Raw genomic sequence first — 14,208 nt, forward strand, 5'->3', positions numbered from 1 at the left:
TGATCCCGGAAACAGCGTTCCGTTATTTACTCCAGTTCTCAATTCTCCACTTAATCTGCTCATTGATCTTGTCTTCATATGCCTTCACATTAGCCTTTTCGATCTGTCCGGTGTAATCGGTCCATACGGAATCGAAATCTGCCGGGTCGGCAAGGATGGCTTTAGGCAGGAACTTGGTCTGCAGTTCATTCAGCTTGGTACTGGCTATTTTGGCATCCGATCCTTCAATTAAGTCGATGGACCAGGCAGGATAATAGACCGGGTTGGCAGGTGGTTCACTGAAGAAGTCCACGTAAGAGTCAAAGCCATAGGCATCAAGCACTTCCTTGTCAAAAGGCTTCAGACCCGCTTTGTATTCTTCCGGCTGTGCAGCAGCATCCGTTGAGTTGCCGTCACTGAAGCTTCCTTCGGTTTTGGGCAGGTAATCAAACATCGCTTTGGCTTTGTTGGCCAGCTGCCAGGTGGCATCGGCTGCATTGTCACGCTGTTCCTGGGTTCTCATAAATCTGCCGTTCTCCACGATATAATCTTCGCCTTCCACACCCCAGGAGAACGTTTTCTGCCAGTCTTCCTGAATCAGAGTGTCGAGCAGCTTGATGATCTGCACGGCATTTTTGGCATTGATGCTGATACCGAAGCCGTTGTTAAGGTTAAGAACGGCAAGATCGCGGTAGTAGTCTTTGGTCGACTCGTCGTATACGAGCGGAAGACCGACATAGGTGCGTTCAATTTTACCTTGGGTAGTCAGAGAATCCTCAGCAGCGTTGAAGTTCCAGTGCTGGTCGAACATCCCCAGAACGGTTCCGCTGGACAGCTTTGCCATATACTGGTCATAGTTCTGTACAAAGGTCTCTTTATCAATCAGACCCTTCTGGTTGATTTCATTCAGCTTCTGGTAGTATTGCTTCGCATAATCTTTATTTGCAAACACTTCAGCTACGCCGTCATTGACAACCACACCGCCATCATTTGGATGGCCGATCAGATGCTGCGGCGCATTGAACAGACCCCAGTTTTTCCAGTCATAGTTCAGGATTTCGAACCCGATCGTCGGGCTTCCGTCGATTTTAGGATATTTCGCCTTATACTGCTCAATCAGGTCAAAGTATTGGTCCAGTGTCTTCACCTGCGGATAATTGAATTCCTTGAGGACAGCTTTTTGAATCCAGAAGGCAGGTCCCGAATACCAGGAGCTGTTGACCTTACCATTGTATACACCGTAGTTAGGCAGGATATAAATATGGCCGTCGTTCGGGTCCTTCATCATGTTCCAGTATTCGGCATAATGCGCTTTCAAATTTGGCGCATGCTCTTCAATCAGGTCTTCCAGCGGAATATAAGCCCCTGCTGCTGTAAGCTTGGTATTCCCGGTCATGAGATCCGGGTAATCCTGGCCGGCAATCATAACGCCCAGCTTCTGGTTAATGTCACCTGCCAGGAATTCCATATCGAAGCTGGCTCCGGTTTCTTCCTTGATCTTCTTGTAAATTTTGTTGTCCGGTGTCGGCTGTTGTCCAGCTGCCCCAATGAATACGCTTACCTTAAAGGGTTCTATCTTTCCTTCCGTGTTAGCTGAAGCGGTTCCTGCCGCAGTTGTCTCTTCAGCTTTGCCCGCAGTATTGTTGTTGTTGCCCCCGCAGCCGGATAGCGTAAAGCTTAGGGATAACAGAACAATTAGGGAAAACTTGTACATCGCTTTCGACTTGCCCCCCATAAAGCACCTCCATAATGTGTTGGTCTTTAATTTGTAAGCACTTACATATATGAATTATAGAGGTGATCACCCTGCTAAAATACGACCGAATTAAAGGTATACCCCCATAAAAGTTTAGAACTTTGCATGGCGGTACTCATTCGGGCCCATGTGCATCTCCTTTTCAAACCGTTTCAAAAACTGGCCGTAATTGACATAACCTACACGTTCAGCTATCTCCGAGAGCTTCAGCTTGCTGCCGCGCAGCAGAACCGCCGCCTCCTGAATCCGCAGATGATGCAGTTGCTCATTGAAGGTCATGCCGTTCTTCTTAATCAGCAATTGCCCCAGATAGACGGGATGCAGGAAGAAGACCTCTGCCAGCTTCTGAATGCTCAGACTCTCCTGAAAATGCGCACCGATATACTCGTTAATCTCCTGCACAATGCCATGCGACTTTTGATTCTGCTCACGCATCAAGAGATCAATTGCCATTTCACCGCACATTAATAAGCGGCTGAGCAATTCATCCAGCGGGATCATGGCCTGCTGGATCTCCGCGATTCCAGACCCTGCCGTCCCCTGCTCCCCGCCTCCGTCCTCCGCCCCGGGTGCGAGCTCGGTGATCCGGTACATGAGATGAATCACAATTTTCCGAACCACCTCCGGTGCCACCTGCTGTGCACGGAAGCTGCGGTCTGCTTCCTCCAGCGCTCTGCGGTAACCGTCCGCATCGAGCAGATTAACAGAAACAAGCAGGGCATCCATCAGCCGGATATGGTCATAATGATAGCTGAAGGAATGGCCCTGTATCCCGCGGTAAGCCAGAATCCCGGCATACTCAGGATTATAGAAAAAATGCTGCAAAGCCTCTTTGGCACTGCGGTAACTCTCCGCAATCCCCGGCAGGGAGTCCTCAGGGGCCCCAATGGCCATATAGATCTGTCGGCTGCCATATTCCTGCCGGAGGATATTCAGCCCCTCTTCTATTGTGCCGCCTTCAGGTCTGTCTGCCGGCATACCGTATACAATCCCGAGTATGCCCGCCTCCAGATCCATCATCACCATGGCCGGATAGGCGGCCAGCAGGGCAGCCGCCCTTCCCCGCAGCTCTGCATACAGCTCCGGGACAGTCTGAATCAGACAAAGATTCCAGATGCGGACTCCCTGAAAGCCTGGCATGCGATCCAGCAGCTCCTGAAGCGCCGGATCTGCTTTTTTCCCGTACAACAGTCCTCTAATCAAGGCCACCGCCTCTTCTTCAGAGGCAATCTCATGAATCATTCTGCGGTTCGCTTCCTGTTCCAGCTCCTGATGAATTTCCCGCAATTCCTCGGCAGCCTCCTCCGGAAAGACCGGCTTCAGCAGATAATGGCTGATTCCGTAGCTGATGGCCGTGCGGGCATATTCAAATTCACTGTAGCCGCTCAGAATCACGAACTTGGGTCTGCCGGCATCCTGCTCTTGCCAGGCCTCTATCATCTCCAAACCATTCATGAGCGGCATGTTCACATCTGTAATCACCAGGTCCGGCTCCAGCAGCTTCATCAGCCGCAGCCCCTCCCGGCCGTTGCCGCAGGTTCCGCACAGCTCGAAGCCGAGTTCCTCCCAATCAATCCACAGCTGCATACCTTCAAGGGCGCTCGGCTCATCATCAATTAATAATACTTTGTATTTCACAGGTTACACCTCGCCTTCCAAGGGATGATTCATCTCCAGCAGCCTGAGCGGAATGCCGAAGGTGACCAAGGTCCCCAGACCCGGTGTGCTGGATATCTCGAAGCGCACCTGATCGGCATAATACAGCTCAAGCCTGCGGTAGACGTTGCGGATTCCGATATTGGCCCCGGAGGAGTCCTCCTTGCGGATGGCGAACAGCAGCTCTTTAAGCTTATCCGGCTCTATGCCTTTGCCGTTATCCGATACGCTAATCTGCAGCCGGTTATCCAGCACTGCCGTGCTCACCCGGATAATGCCAAGCCCTTCAATCGTCTGTAATCCATGCTTGCAGGAGTTCTCGACCAGCGGCTGCATGCTCAGCTTCGGAATTTTATATTTCAGTGACTGCTCATCAATCTCAAACACATAGTCGAATTTATCCCTGAACCTGAATTTCTCGATTTTGAGATACATCTCGATGAATGTGATCTCCTCCTGCACCGACACCAGGTCTTCCTTCCAGCTGAGCAACCTGCGCAGCAGCTTCGACAGGCTTTTCACAATATCCGTAACATCGGAATACTTATTCTTGGTGCAGACCACCAGAATCGCATTCAGCGTATTGAACAGAAAATGGGGGTTCATCTGGCTCTGCAGGAAGTTCAGCTCCGCCCTGACGCGCTCCATCTCCAGATTCTTGCTCTGGATCTCCAGCTTATACACATCGTTGATCAGCGAGTGGATTCTGGAGGTCATCCGGTTGAAATTGCGGATTAAGCCGCCGATCTCATCCCGCCCCTCATCGATGGTGATCAGCTCAAACTTCTCGTTAGACACCTTTTGCATATGACGGGACAGGCGTTTAACCCGGTAATTGTAAGAGCGCAGCATAATATAGATGAATCCGCTGGTCAGCAGCGTAAGCGTTGTTGCCAGCCCAGCCGCGTACAGACGTATATCCAGAATCGCCTGGGAAATCCGCTCACCCTGGGTGATTCCGGCAATTCTCCAGCCTTTGAGATAGTTGGCCGTACCCACAGGTACTATCCGAACATCCTCCTCCTGACCTTGACCGTTACCCAGCTGATCGAATACGGGATAGGGTTCTTTGGTGAGCCGCTGATAGCCGCTGTCCGCTGACATGACAATCTTGTTCTGCTCATTGATGAGGTAGAGGCTTAAGTAATCCTTCTCCCGGACAATAATGTCATAGATCTCATTAAGATCCAGATCAATGCGCAGCACCTTCTCATACTTATTCAAGTTTCTGTAATTATCCATCGTTTCAACTACACTTAGCGTAGGGATTGACGATGCCAGATTCTTGTTCTCACTAGTCCGGTAGGCGGTCACAAACACCTGGGTACTCGCATTCTTCGCCTGTCTATACCAGTCGCTGGCCCATACCTTGTCATTCATGACCTGGTAATTCCCGCCGGATACAATGGTGCGGTTGTCTGTGTAGATGCTGATCCGCTCCAGCTGGTTGTTAACAGGCATGTAGCTGTTCATCCGGTCCCTCAGCTGTTCGTCGAACATATTATAGAATTCTATGGAGTCCGTGTAGGTGCGGTCCAGCATCTCGTACAGATTCTTATCCGTAGACAATGCATATCCGACGGAGACTCCCCCTTCGATGAAATCAAGAATATCCTTGCGCGCCCGCTCCAGGGAAATCTCCAGGTTCTGCTGTTCTCTGGATTTGATAAGATCCGTAATCCGGTCCAGAAATACAAGATTAAGCACCATTATAGGCAGAAGTACACCGACAATATAAATCAGGTAGAACTTGTAATTGAGCGGGATATCGTTAACAATCGTCGTGAATTTGAATCTTTTTCTCCACATGCCTTATGCACCCGGCTTTCTTATAGCTGCTTGTTCTTATTGGCATTTTTGTAGACTGAAGGTGAAGAACCAACCCTCCCCTTGAACTTGTCGATAAAATAATCCGTATTCGAAAAGCCCACCTGCAGTGCGATATCCGATATCTTGAGCTGGGTGCGCTTAAGCAGGCCCTTGGCCGCTTCAATCCGCTTCTCATTCAGATAATCGCTGAAGCTCCGGCCCGTTTCCTTACGGAACAGCTGGCCCAAATAGGCCGAATTCATATGAAACTGCTTGGCAATATCCTGAAGCTGTAGCTTGCTCCGGAATTCAAGATCCACGTACTGAATGACATTATAGATCGTATTCCCTTCATTATCCGCCCGTAATTCAGCCAGATAAGCCGCTGCCTGCAGGCAGAGCTTGTCCACATACAGACTCAGCCGGTAATAATCCGCGAGTCCGCCCAGATTGCCATACTCCGTCCGCATCGCGTTCATGATTCGGTCGGGATCTCCCTGCATTTCAGCGATGCTACGGCATAAGGTCATCTCCAGATGAGCCACCTCGGCCTGGGCAGCATCGATCTTCAGCGGCTTGGCCGTAATGGCAGCGAACGCTTCCCTGACACAACTCAGAATCTGCCCGGTCTCGCCTGCCTTGACCTTCTCCAGCACACAGGTGAAATGCCCTTCAGCTAATTCCAGGGACTGGCCCTTTGCTCCCAGGTCGTTATAGTAGAAGATTCCGCCCTTCTCCCTGCGGTACTTCAATCCCCAGACCTCAAGGCTCTGTGTGTACAACTCCTGGATGGAGCGCGCCCCTTTCCGCTTGCCGCTGATCAGTACGGCCACAGGAACGCCAAGCTTCTCCGACTGTGCCCTCTGCACCTGGGCGGCGGCGGCCTCAATGGCTTCGGAGGACATCCCCGCACACCGCACAATAAGACCCGGCCTGCCCGCAGGGTCCTGAAAGACATAGCCAAGCTCACCCGGGAATCCTTCCCCCTCCCCTTCATTCAGGCTCATTGTGCTTGATACAGCAGCAGCAAGGATGCACTGCAGCTCCGTCTCATGCTGAAGGTCCATCAGCCTATCCGCTGCGCGCTCCAGCTCTTCGCTCCATTCCCCCTGAATGAACCGGTTGATCAGATTATGGACCAGGAAGTTTTGCTTCTTGCGGCCCTCCTCTCTGGAAGCGATTTCATTTTGGATGATGGCTCTGATCTTCAAAAGCAGCGCCCCGATCTCCTCATCATCGACCGGCTTCAGCAGATAGCCATCCACCTTCTGGCGCAGCGCAGTGCGGGCATAATTGAAATCGTCATATCCGCTCAGAATAACGAATCTGGGCGGGTGATCCATCACTTCCTTCACGGCAGCAATCAGCTCGAGTCCGTTCATTACGGGAAGGTTGATATCCGTAAGCAGCAGGTCCGGCTTATGCTCCTGAATTAACCGGAGGGCCTCCACAGCGCTAAGCGCTTCGGCGCATACTTCGTAACCGGATTTCTCCCAGTCGACCATCGTCCTAAGTCCTTCAAGAACCCACGGTTCATCGTCAACAATCATGACTTTCAGCATGAGCCTCGCTCCAATCCCCGAATCTAAATTTTGTCAGCAAATGAATTACAAATAATGCTAACATACAAGTTCAATGATGTGAATTACAACTTAATCAGATATCGGAGTCACATAAAGTAACATTGGTCATTTACTTTTTGCGGATATTCTCTATAATTAGGGTTAATTTTATTGATTATCCGGCATTATCTCACACAGGGAAGTGATATTCTTGACGTTAAACAGTCTTCTATCCTCCAACGAATTCAAGAAGCGCCTCTCCCGCTGCTACAATGAAGTGCATAGGGAACTGTATGGGGTGGGTGTCACACAGCTGAGAATAGATGCCGCCGGCGAATCGATGATCCTCTTTCTGGTGAAGCATCAGCGGGTAACTGCACTGCGGGCGCTGGAAGAGAACTATCCCGAGCTGAAGCAGTCGGTGGATGCTGCGCTCCATCAGGAGTTCAAGCGGATCTTCCGGAAGAAGCTGGCCGATGAACTGGATCTGCCCGTCAGTGGTGTACTCCGGGATTATGATCCGGGCACGGGCTGGGCCAGCACGATCATTATCAGTGAATAACAAGTAGAAGCGGCGGCGTCCGGATTGTATTCTGGGTGCGCTGATTAGGCCTAAGGTTTGCCCGATTTCTGTTTACAGACTGAAGGAAGCCGTTGCTTAGAGGGATACCCCTCTAGTTCAGCGGCTTCTTTTCATTTCAAAAGGAGCTTACGCCATGAAAATTATCGTCGGCATTACCGGAGCCAGCGGCTCCATATACGCTTATTCCCTGATCCGCAGCCTGCATCAGCTTGGGGCTGAAACCTATGTCATCGCCACAGGTGCCGGGGAGAATGTGATGAAATACGAGTGCGGTGCGGATATGCAGGAGCTGGCCGGATACGCTACTGTGCTGTCCAATACAGATCTGTTCGCACCCGTGGCCAGCGGATCCTTCAAAACAGACGGGATGGTCATCATCCCCTGTTCAATGAATACGCTGGGAGCTATCGCTAACGGCATGGGGGATACACTGCTTAGCCGGGCAGCCAGTGTGGTGCTCAAGGAGAAGCGGCGGCTGATTATCGTTCCGCGCGAAACCCCGCTCCATGTGATTCATCTGGAGAATATGCTGCGGATTGCCCGGGCGGGGGCAGATATCATGCCCGCTTCGCCGGGCTTTTACAATCATCCGACCGAGATCTGGGAGCTGGTGAACTTCATGAATGCCCGCGTCCTCGACGCACTCGGAATTGACCATCAGCTGATGAAGCGCTGGGGGGAAGCTTAGGAGGGCTGTGCCGGCCTTCTGCCGAAACAGGGAAGCCCGCAGCCAGTGTGGCATGGCTGCGGGCTTCCCTGTTCTTTTAAGAAAAATAATGTATGAAAGCCAAGCTAATCCTATTCTCCCAGCTCTGCACGGATCTTCAGGAACACCTGATAGCTCCGTTCGGCAACCTCCGAAATCGCAATCGGGTGGAAGCCCGGCAGATCTGCGTACAGCAGATCATTCAGCGGTGCGGTCCAACTGGCGGGAAGCCGGGCTGCGCCCAGCTTAGCTCCCATAATGGAGCCGACTGTGGCACCGTTGCAGTCGGTATCCATCCCGGCAGAGACAGAGGTAACCACGGCTTTCTCGAAGTCATTGCCGCCGTATATAAGCGAAGCTGCAACGATGGCGGCGTTGTTATTGGTATGCACCGGGTCATAATGGCTGAACCGGTCCCATAGCCTGCTGACAAGCTCCCGCTCGCTGCCCGCTTCCTGTGCAATGGCTATTCCGGTCCGCACATCCCCGGCCAGTCTGCTCGTCTGAGGAATTTCGCTGAGTCCAATCTCCACAATCTGCTCGTTATCAAGGCCCGCGAACGCAGCAGAGATCATTGCAGCATTGAACATTTCACCGTAGATCCCGTTCTTCACATGGGAGAAGGAGGCATCCCGCCAGCCCAGCTCCGCCGCAAGCTCGGGATTCCCGGCCGCTCCATAGGCCAAGGCGTCCGCACGGATGGCCGCCCCGATCCATTCGCGGTACGGATTCAGATGCATGCGCACCCGCTCCTGCCGCAGCGGCCAATCCTCCGGCTTCTCACCGTGCAGATGGGAGGTTTCGCCGGCAAAGTTCATATAGGCCTGTGTTTCTGCTGTACATACCTGGCTGTAGGTCAGATGCCCGTGCCACAGCTTGCCGATATCCCAGGAATCCCAGTCCAGCCCTTTCTGCTCCAGCAGCATCAGACCGAGGACCGTATAACGGATATCGTCGTCACTCTCCATGTAGCTGATCTTCTCCCGGGTGCTGGTGAATGACCAGTCGCTTAAGCCCAGACCGTATTCCGCCCGGGCCGTAGAGTACTCAGGTGTATATCCTGTAATCGGCCAGGCATCCGCGCCGCGGAACCACAATTCAATGTTCTCCCAGCCGGTACGGCCGTCCTTCCCGTACAGATAATCCCAGTATTCCAGCGGCTTGCCCAGCGCACAGCCTACACTCCGGCCAAGCCACGCTCCATAGAACCTGTCCCTCCACTCTTCCGGTGTCCAATTCACCGTAAGCTTACGCGGACCTCCGGGGCGCAGCCGTCTGATCGACGCCAGATCCGAGGGCTCCTCGTAAGGAAAGTCCGCGGCCACCTGAAGGGCCATCAGCTCCCGGTATACCTCCATGAGCTTGCCCTCATCACTTCCGGCAGCAGCCAGCTTCTCTGCCAGACTGCCAGGCCGGCAGCCTTCCTCTATCCGCTGCTGCAGCTCCAGCCGCACCGTCTCCTGCAGACGTTCCCAGCCTGCCATCCGCTACAATGCTCCCGCCGCAGGCAGGGGCCCGCGGTCTAACCGCTCCAGTGAATCAAACAGCAGCTTAATAAAGGCTTCACGGTCTACGCCAAGCAGCACCTCTGTATTGGCAGGCTGCTCCGGCTTCTTGCGCCGGTCGGCAACAGTCATCCCCCGGGTCAGCTTGCCTTCGGTCTCCACCGTAACATGCAGATGCTCCGATTCGAATAGCTCCGGATGCAGCAGCCAGGCAATCGCGCACGGGTCATGCAGCGCATTGCCGATATATCCCATCTTTTTGCCGTAGATCGAATAGAAATCCAGCAGCTCTCCGACCATTACCGATACGGGTCCACGGGTCTTCAGCTCCTGAATCTCCTCTTCAAAAATCGCCGCCTTATCCGTCACATCCAGTCCGCTCATCACAATGGGAATCCCCGATTCAAAGACAATCCGCGCTGCCTCCGGGTCGACATATATATTAAACTCCGCTGTCCGGGTCACATTGCCATAGGCCAGCCCGCCGCCCATCAGAGAGATCTTCTCGATTCTGTCCTTCACTTCCGGATAAGCGGTAATCAGGAGGGCGATATTCGTTAGCGGAGCTGTAGGCACCAGGGTAATCTTCTCTTTGGATGCGCGGATAATCTCCAGCATGAATTCTACCGCTCCCTGTTCCACCGGCTTGAACTTGCTCGCCGGAAGCGCGGGGCCGTCCATGCCGGACTCCCCATGTGCTGCTTCTCCGGTTACCAGCTTACCAAGCAGCGGAGCCGCCGCTCCCTTGGCTACGGGAATATCGGCATTTACAAAGCTAAGCACCTTGAGTGCATTATCGGTGATTTTATCCAGAACCTGGTTGCCGCCAACCGTGGTAATGCCCCGGATCTCCAGCTGCCCGGGATGAGCCAGCGCAAGCAGAATGGCAATCGCGTCATCATGCCCCGGATCGCAGTCAATTATGATAGGTGTTGGCATCGTTGTCGCTCCCTTGTAGGTTGATTTCTAATCTAAAACGAAATTGAAACTGCTCCTATTGTGGTTGATCGTAACTAGGCTACCCTCATAGCCTCAACTATTTGGTCGTAGTCGTCTTAAGCTTCTTGTTCTTCTTCCTTGTCTCCGAGACCGCGTATATAATCAGCCCCACTACCGTCGCCACGTAAGGAAGCGTAGCGATCAGCTCCGCCGGAATCTTCAGCACCTGCAGGGCATTGGAGAGCGCATCGGCTGCGCCGAAGAGCAGCGAAGTTAGCGCTGTTCCTACGGTTGTGCTCCGGCCCATGGATTCAGCAGCAATCGCAATCCAGCCCCGGCCGGCCACCATATCACGGGTGAACAGCGACAAATAGCCCATCGACATATAAGCTCCGCCCAGACTGGCGAAGAAGCCGCTGAGCAGCAGCGCCGTGTACTGGATCCGGACCACGCTGACTCCAACCGACTGGGCCGCATGCGGATTCTCGCCTACCGAGCGGATACGCAGCCCCAGCGGGGTGCGGTTCAGCAGATAATAGACCACAAGCACAGACAGAATCGAGAAATAAGTCAGAATGTGATGTCCCGACAGAATCGGACCCAGCACCGGAATATCCTTCAGCAGCGGAATCTGCACACTCGGCAATACTTTGCTCGCCAAGGAGGTCGATGAACCCTTGTCCCCGCTGAGCAGATACAGAATAAATACCGTTCCGCCTGAGGCGAACATATTAATCGCCACACCGCCTAGAATGATATGCGTCTTGAATTTCAAGGTGAAAAAGGCCAAAATCCCGGCAATAAGCGTTCCCGACAATACCGCACCCAGCAGCCCGACCCAGGCGCTATGCGTATAGGCGCTGACAATAACACCGGCCAGAGCCGAGACCAGCATAATCCCTTCCATCCCGATGTTGATGATTCCGGCACGGTTCGAGATGAGCGCTCCCAGTGCAGCGAACAGGATAGGTGTTGTCACACGCAATACAGAGAAGGCAAAATCCGTCGTCAGAATGACATCCAGCAGACTATTCATGCTTCCTTCGCCTCCTTCAGCAGCATGCGGTTCTTCCAGAACTTGAGGAACTGCTCAGCCGAAATCAGCAGGATAATCACAGCCTGAATGATCGAGATCATCTCGGACGGCACATCGGACAGCCGCGCCATCAGATCGGCTCCAATGCGGATATAGGCCAGGAAGAGCGCAGAGACAATGACAGAAAGCGGATTGTTTTTGGCCAGCATCGCCACCAGGGCACCATCCAGGCCGTAGCCCGGCAAAGAAGTCCACTGAAAGCGGCTGTACATCCCGAGTACTTCCACCGAGCCGCCCATACCGGCAATAAACCCGGCGATCAGATGCACAAGAATGATAACCTTGGCAGTCTTCATACCCGAGTAACGGGCAAACTCCCGGTTGACGCCTGTCATCCGCAGCTCATAGCCCCATTTGGTCCGGTAGAGGAACAGATGGGCCAGTACAATCAGCACCAATACAATAATAAGTCCGGTATGAATCCGTGTGCCTGCAAAAAGCTTGCTCAGCTGCGCAGTTTTCTCGAATTTAAACGAAACGTTGGCGAAGGCCTTGGCATCCCGCAGATGATAGTTCAGCAGGTATAGCCCCACCCCGAACAGGATATTATTGAACATCAGCGAGGTCACCAGTTCATTGGCGTTCCACTTCGCTTTGAGAATTCCGGGAATGGCTGACAGCAGCGCCCCTGTGATAGAGCCTGCCAATATCGCCACCAGCGGATGCAGCCAGCTGTTCAGGCTGAGATGAATCGCCAGTACAGAGGCCACGACACCAGAGAAATAAAAGATCCCCTCTGCCCCCAGGTTGAACATATTGGCCCGGAACAGCAGCGAGACGGCAAGGCCGGTGAACATCAGCGGAATGGCCATCTCAATGACATTGCCGATATGCCCCTTGGTGGAGAACGGCTCCAGCAGGAAAATACCAATCGTCTTCAGCGGCTGGTCACTGACCAGCGAGATGATCAGGAATGCGATAATCAGCGCAATGACAATAACCGCTGCCGTCCGGATTGCCTCAAAATATTTAGCTCTAAACATGATTTAAGGCCCTCCCGGTCTGCTCTTTGTCCTGCCTGTTAATTCCCAGCATATAGAGTCCCAGCTCTTCCTCACTCACGGCAGAAGGATTGTCGAAATACGCAACGATCTGCCCCTCGTACATCACAAGCAGACTGTCGCTCAGCTCCAGAATTTCATTCAGATCCGCCGATACCAGAACTATGGCGCATTTGTCCGAGCGCAGCTCCAGCAGCTTCTGATGAATGAATTGCGCAGCCCCGATATCCACACCCCGGGTCGGCTGCTCAGCGATCAGCAGCTGCGGATTCGTGGAGCACTCCCTTGCAACGACCACCTTCTGCATATTGCCGCCGGACAGCATGCCGACTGGCTGCCGTGTACCGGAGCAGCGCACTTTGAATTCTTCTACCAGCGATGACGCCAGAGCAGCAATTTTGGAGCTGTGGAGAAAAGGCCCCTTATTCATATCCTTCGAACGGTAGCGCGTAGAGATCAGGTTGTCGGCAATGCTGGCGTCTCCGGCGGAGCCCTGCCGCATCCGGTCCTCCGGGATATAAGATACGCCCAGGCTGCGGATGCCCAGAATATCCAGCCCGCGGATATCCGTGCCTTTTACACTAACCGCCCCACTGCCGGAGACGCCGCGCAGACCGCCGGTCAGCGCTTCAATCAGCTGCGTCTGCCCGTTCCCTTCGACGCCGGCGATGCCGACAATCTGGCCTTCGCGGACCGAGAAGCTAATCTCCGCGAGGAGTGCTTTGCCCTGACTGTCCGAAACAGCCAGCTGCTCTACCCTAAGCACCGGCTTGCCGTGCGGAATGCTGTCCTTGTCGTACTTCAGCACGACATCGCGGCCGACCATCAGCCTGGAAATTTCCTGCTCCGTCACCTCGCGGGTCTGGAAGACTCCTTCGCTCCTGCCGCCGCGCATAATGGTAATCCGGTCACAGATTGCTTTAACTTCCTTCAGTTTGTGCGAGATAAACACGATGGTGTGACCCTGCTCCTTAAGCTGCTGCAGCTCATGGAACAGCTCCTCTGTTTCCTGCGGAGTCAGCACGGCGGTCGGCTCGTCGAGGATGAGGATTTTGGCCCCGCGAACCAGTGCCTTCAGAATTTCCACCTTCTGCTTCATGCCGACCGACAGATCCTCCACCTTAGCCCTGGCGTTTACCGAGAGGTTATATTTGCGTGCCGTTTCCTCCGTCAGACGCACCGCTTCACCAGCATTGAAGCCCACACCTTTTCGCGGCTCCATGCCCAGCACCATATTTTCGGCCACAGTAAAAGAAGGCACCAGCATGAAATGCTGATGAACCATGCCGATGCCGCGGTCAATTGCGTCCTGCGGGGACTGCAGCTTCACTTGTTCTCCCCGGATATAGATCGCGCCTTCACTCGGCTCCTCCATCCCAAACATGATTTTCATCAGAGTCGATTTACCGGCTCCATTCTCTCCCGCGATCGCATGGATTTCGCCCTCCCGCAGGGAGAATCCGACATCCTTATTGGCAACAACGCCGTTCGGGTATACTTTGGTGATTCCCCGCATTTCCAGCAGAGCATTTGCCATGGGTCATCAACGCCTTTCAACTTGGGTGGTCTGCAAAAATAGGCAGCTGGAGCTCTCCCAAAGAGAAGAGCCTCCAACT

Annotated in this window: 11 protein-coding genes; 2 read left to right on the top strand and 9 right to left on the bottom strand. The window is 53.4% G+C overall.

From position 1 onward, the window contains the following. Positions 1-22: 22 nt before the first annotated feature. The 4 genes from NSU01_RS30670 to NSU01_RS30685 form a co-directional block, all read right to left on the bottom strand. On the bottom strand, positions 23-1,714 hold the full coding sequence (locus NSU01_RS30670; protein ID WP_076247735.1) for a sugar ABC transporter substrate-binding protein: 1,692 nt from the start codon (positions 1,712-1,714) through the stop codon (positions 23-25). A gap of 114 nt (positions 1,715-1,828) precedes the next feature. Beyond that, a complete protein-coding gene (locus NSU01_RS30675; protein WP_076247737.1) occupies positions 1,829-3,373 on the bottom strand; it encodes a response regulator in 1,545 nt (514 codons plus the stop codon). A gap of 3 nt (positions 3,374-3,376) precedes the next feature. Then, positions 3,377-5,200: a sensor histidine kinase gene (locus NSU01_RS30680; protein WP_042139950.1), complete on the bottom strand. Its 1,824-nt coding sequence runs from the start codon at positions 5,198-5,200 to the stop codon at positions 3,377-3,379. A 20-nt stretch (positions 5,201-5,220) separates the two neighbouring features. After that, positions 5,221-6,762, bottom strand: a complete 1,542-nt coding sequence (locus tag NSU01_RS30685) for a response regulator (protein ID WP_076247739.1) — start codon at positions 6,760-6,762, stop codon at positions 5,221-5,223. 211 nt (positions 6,763-6,973) lie between these two features. Here NSU01_RS30685 and NSU01_RS30690 point away from each other — a divergent pair, with 211 nt between their 5' ends. Beyond that, positions 6,974-7,324 (top strand): hypothetical protein, encoded by a 351-nt coding sequence (locus NSU01_RS30690; protein WP_083705715.1) that lies wholly within the window; start codon positions 6,974-6,976, stop codon positions 7,322-7,324. A gap of 154 nt (positions 7,325-7,478) precedes the next feature. Further along, positions 7,479-8,033: a flavin prenyltransferase UbiX gene (locus tag NSU01_RS30695; RefSeq protein WP_039307295.1), complete on the top strand. Its 555-nt coding sequence runs from the start codon at positions 7,479-7,481 to the stop codon at positions 8,031-8,033. A 110-nt stretch (positions 8,034-8,143) separates the two neighbouring features. On the opposite strand, the gene NSU01_RS30700 is transcribed toward NSU01_RS30695, so the two are convergent. The 5 genes from NSU01_RS30700 to NSU01_RS30720 all read right to left on the bottom strand — a co-directional run bounded on the left by NSU01_RS30700 (position 8,144) and on the right by NSU01_RS30720 (position 14,129). Continuing rightward, positions 8,144-9,535, bottom strand: a complete 1,392-nt coding sequence (locus NSU01_RS30700) for an ADP-ribosylglycohydrolase family protein (RefSeq protein ID WP_076247743.1) — start codon at positions 9,533-9,535, stop codon at positions 8,144-8,146. A gap of 3 nt (positions 9,536-9,538) precedes the next feature. After that, positions 9,539-10,495, bottom strand: coding sequence for a nucleoside hydrolase (locus NSU01_RS30705; protein ID WP_076247745.1), 957 nt, complete (start codon positions 10,493-10,495; stop codon positions 9,539-9,541). Between the two features lie 97 nt (positions 10,496-10,592). Further along, on the bottom strand, positions 10,593-11,531 hold the full coding sequence (locus NSU01_RS30710) for an ABC transporter permease (RefSeq protein WP_042239634.1): 939 nt from the start codon (positions 11,529-11,531) through the stop codon (positions 10,593-10,595). Beyond that, the gene (locus NSU01_RS30715; protein WP_039307289.1) at positions 11,528-12,574 is read right to left on the bottom strand and encodes an ABC transporter permease; all 1,047 of its coding nucleotides are present in this window, start codon (positions 12,572-12,574) and stop codon (positions 11,528-11,530) included. Before NSU01_RS30715 ends, NSU01_RS30710 begins: the two co-directional genes overlap by 4 nt. Further along, on the bottom strand, positions 12,567-14,129 hold the full coding sequence (locus NSU01_RS30720) for an ABC transporter ATP-binding protein (RefSeq protein ID WP_039307286.1): 1,563 nt from the start codon (positions 14,127-14,129) through the stop codon (positions 12,567-12,569). The genes NSU01_RS30715 and NSU01_RS30720 overlap by 8 nt, the downstream gene beginning before the upstream one ends. Between the last annotated feature and the right edge of the window lie 79 nt (positions 14,130-14,208).

This window comes from Paenibacillus sp. FSL H8-0259 (assembly GCF_037963255.1).
In the GTDB taxonomy this organism is placed as follows: Bacteria; Bacillota; Bacilli; order Paenibacillales; family Paenibacillaceae; genus Paenibacillus_AQ; species Paenibacillus_AQ phytohabitans.

What these genes read in the sequence shown, in the direction of transcription:
- NSU01_RS30670 (WP_076247735.1), bottom strand. Translation starts at nt 1,714, where the DNA reads ATGGGGGGCAAGTCGAAAGCGATGTACAAGTTTTCCCTAATTGTTCTG.
- NSU01_RS30680 (WP_042139950.1), bottom strand. Translation starts at nt 5,200, where the DNA reads ATGTGGAGAAAAAGATTCAAATTCACGACGATTGTTAACGATATCCCG.
- NSU01_RS30685 (WP_076247739.1), bottom strand. Translation starts at nt 6,762, where the DNA reads ATGCTGAAAGTCATGATTGTTGACGATGAACCGTGGGTTCTTGAAGGA.
- NSU01_RS30695 (WP_039307295.1), top strand. Translation starts at nt 7,479, where the DNA reads ATGAAAATTATCGTCGGCATTACCGGAGCCAGCGGCTCCATATACGCT.
- NSU01_RS30700 (WP_076247743.1), bottom strand. Translation starts at nt 9,535, where the DNA reads ATGGCAGGCTGGGAACGTCTGCAGGAGACGGTGCGGCTGGAGCTGCAG.
- NSU01_RS30705 (WP_076247745.1), bottom strand. Translation starts at nt 10,495, where the DNA reads ATGCCAACACCTATCATAATTGACTGCGATCCGGGGCATGATGACGCG.
- NSU01_RS30710 (WP_042239634.1), bottom strand. Translation starts at nt 11,531, where the DNA reads ATGAATAGTCTGCTGGATGTCATTCTGACGACGGATTTTGCCTTCTCT.
- NSU01_RS30715 (WP_039307289.1), bottom strand. Translation starts at nt 12,574, where the DNA reads ATGTTTAGAGCTAAATATTTTGAGGCAATCCGGACGGCAGCGGTTATT.
- NSU01_RS30720 (WP_039307286.1), bottom strand. Translation starts at nt 14,129, where the DNA reads ATGGCAAATGCTCTGCTGGAAATGCGGGGAATCACCAAAGTATACCCG.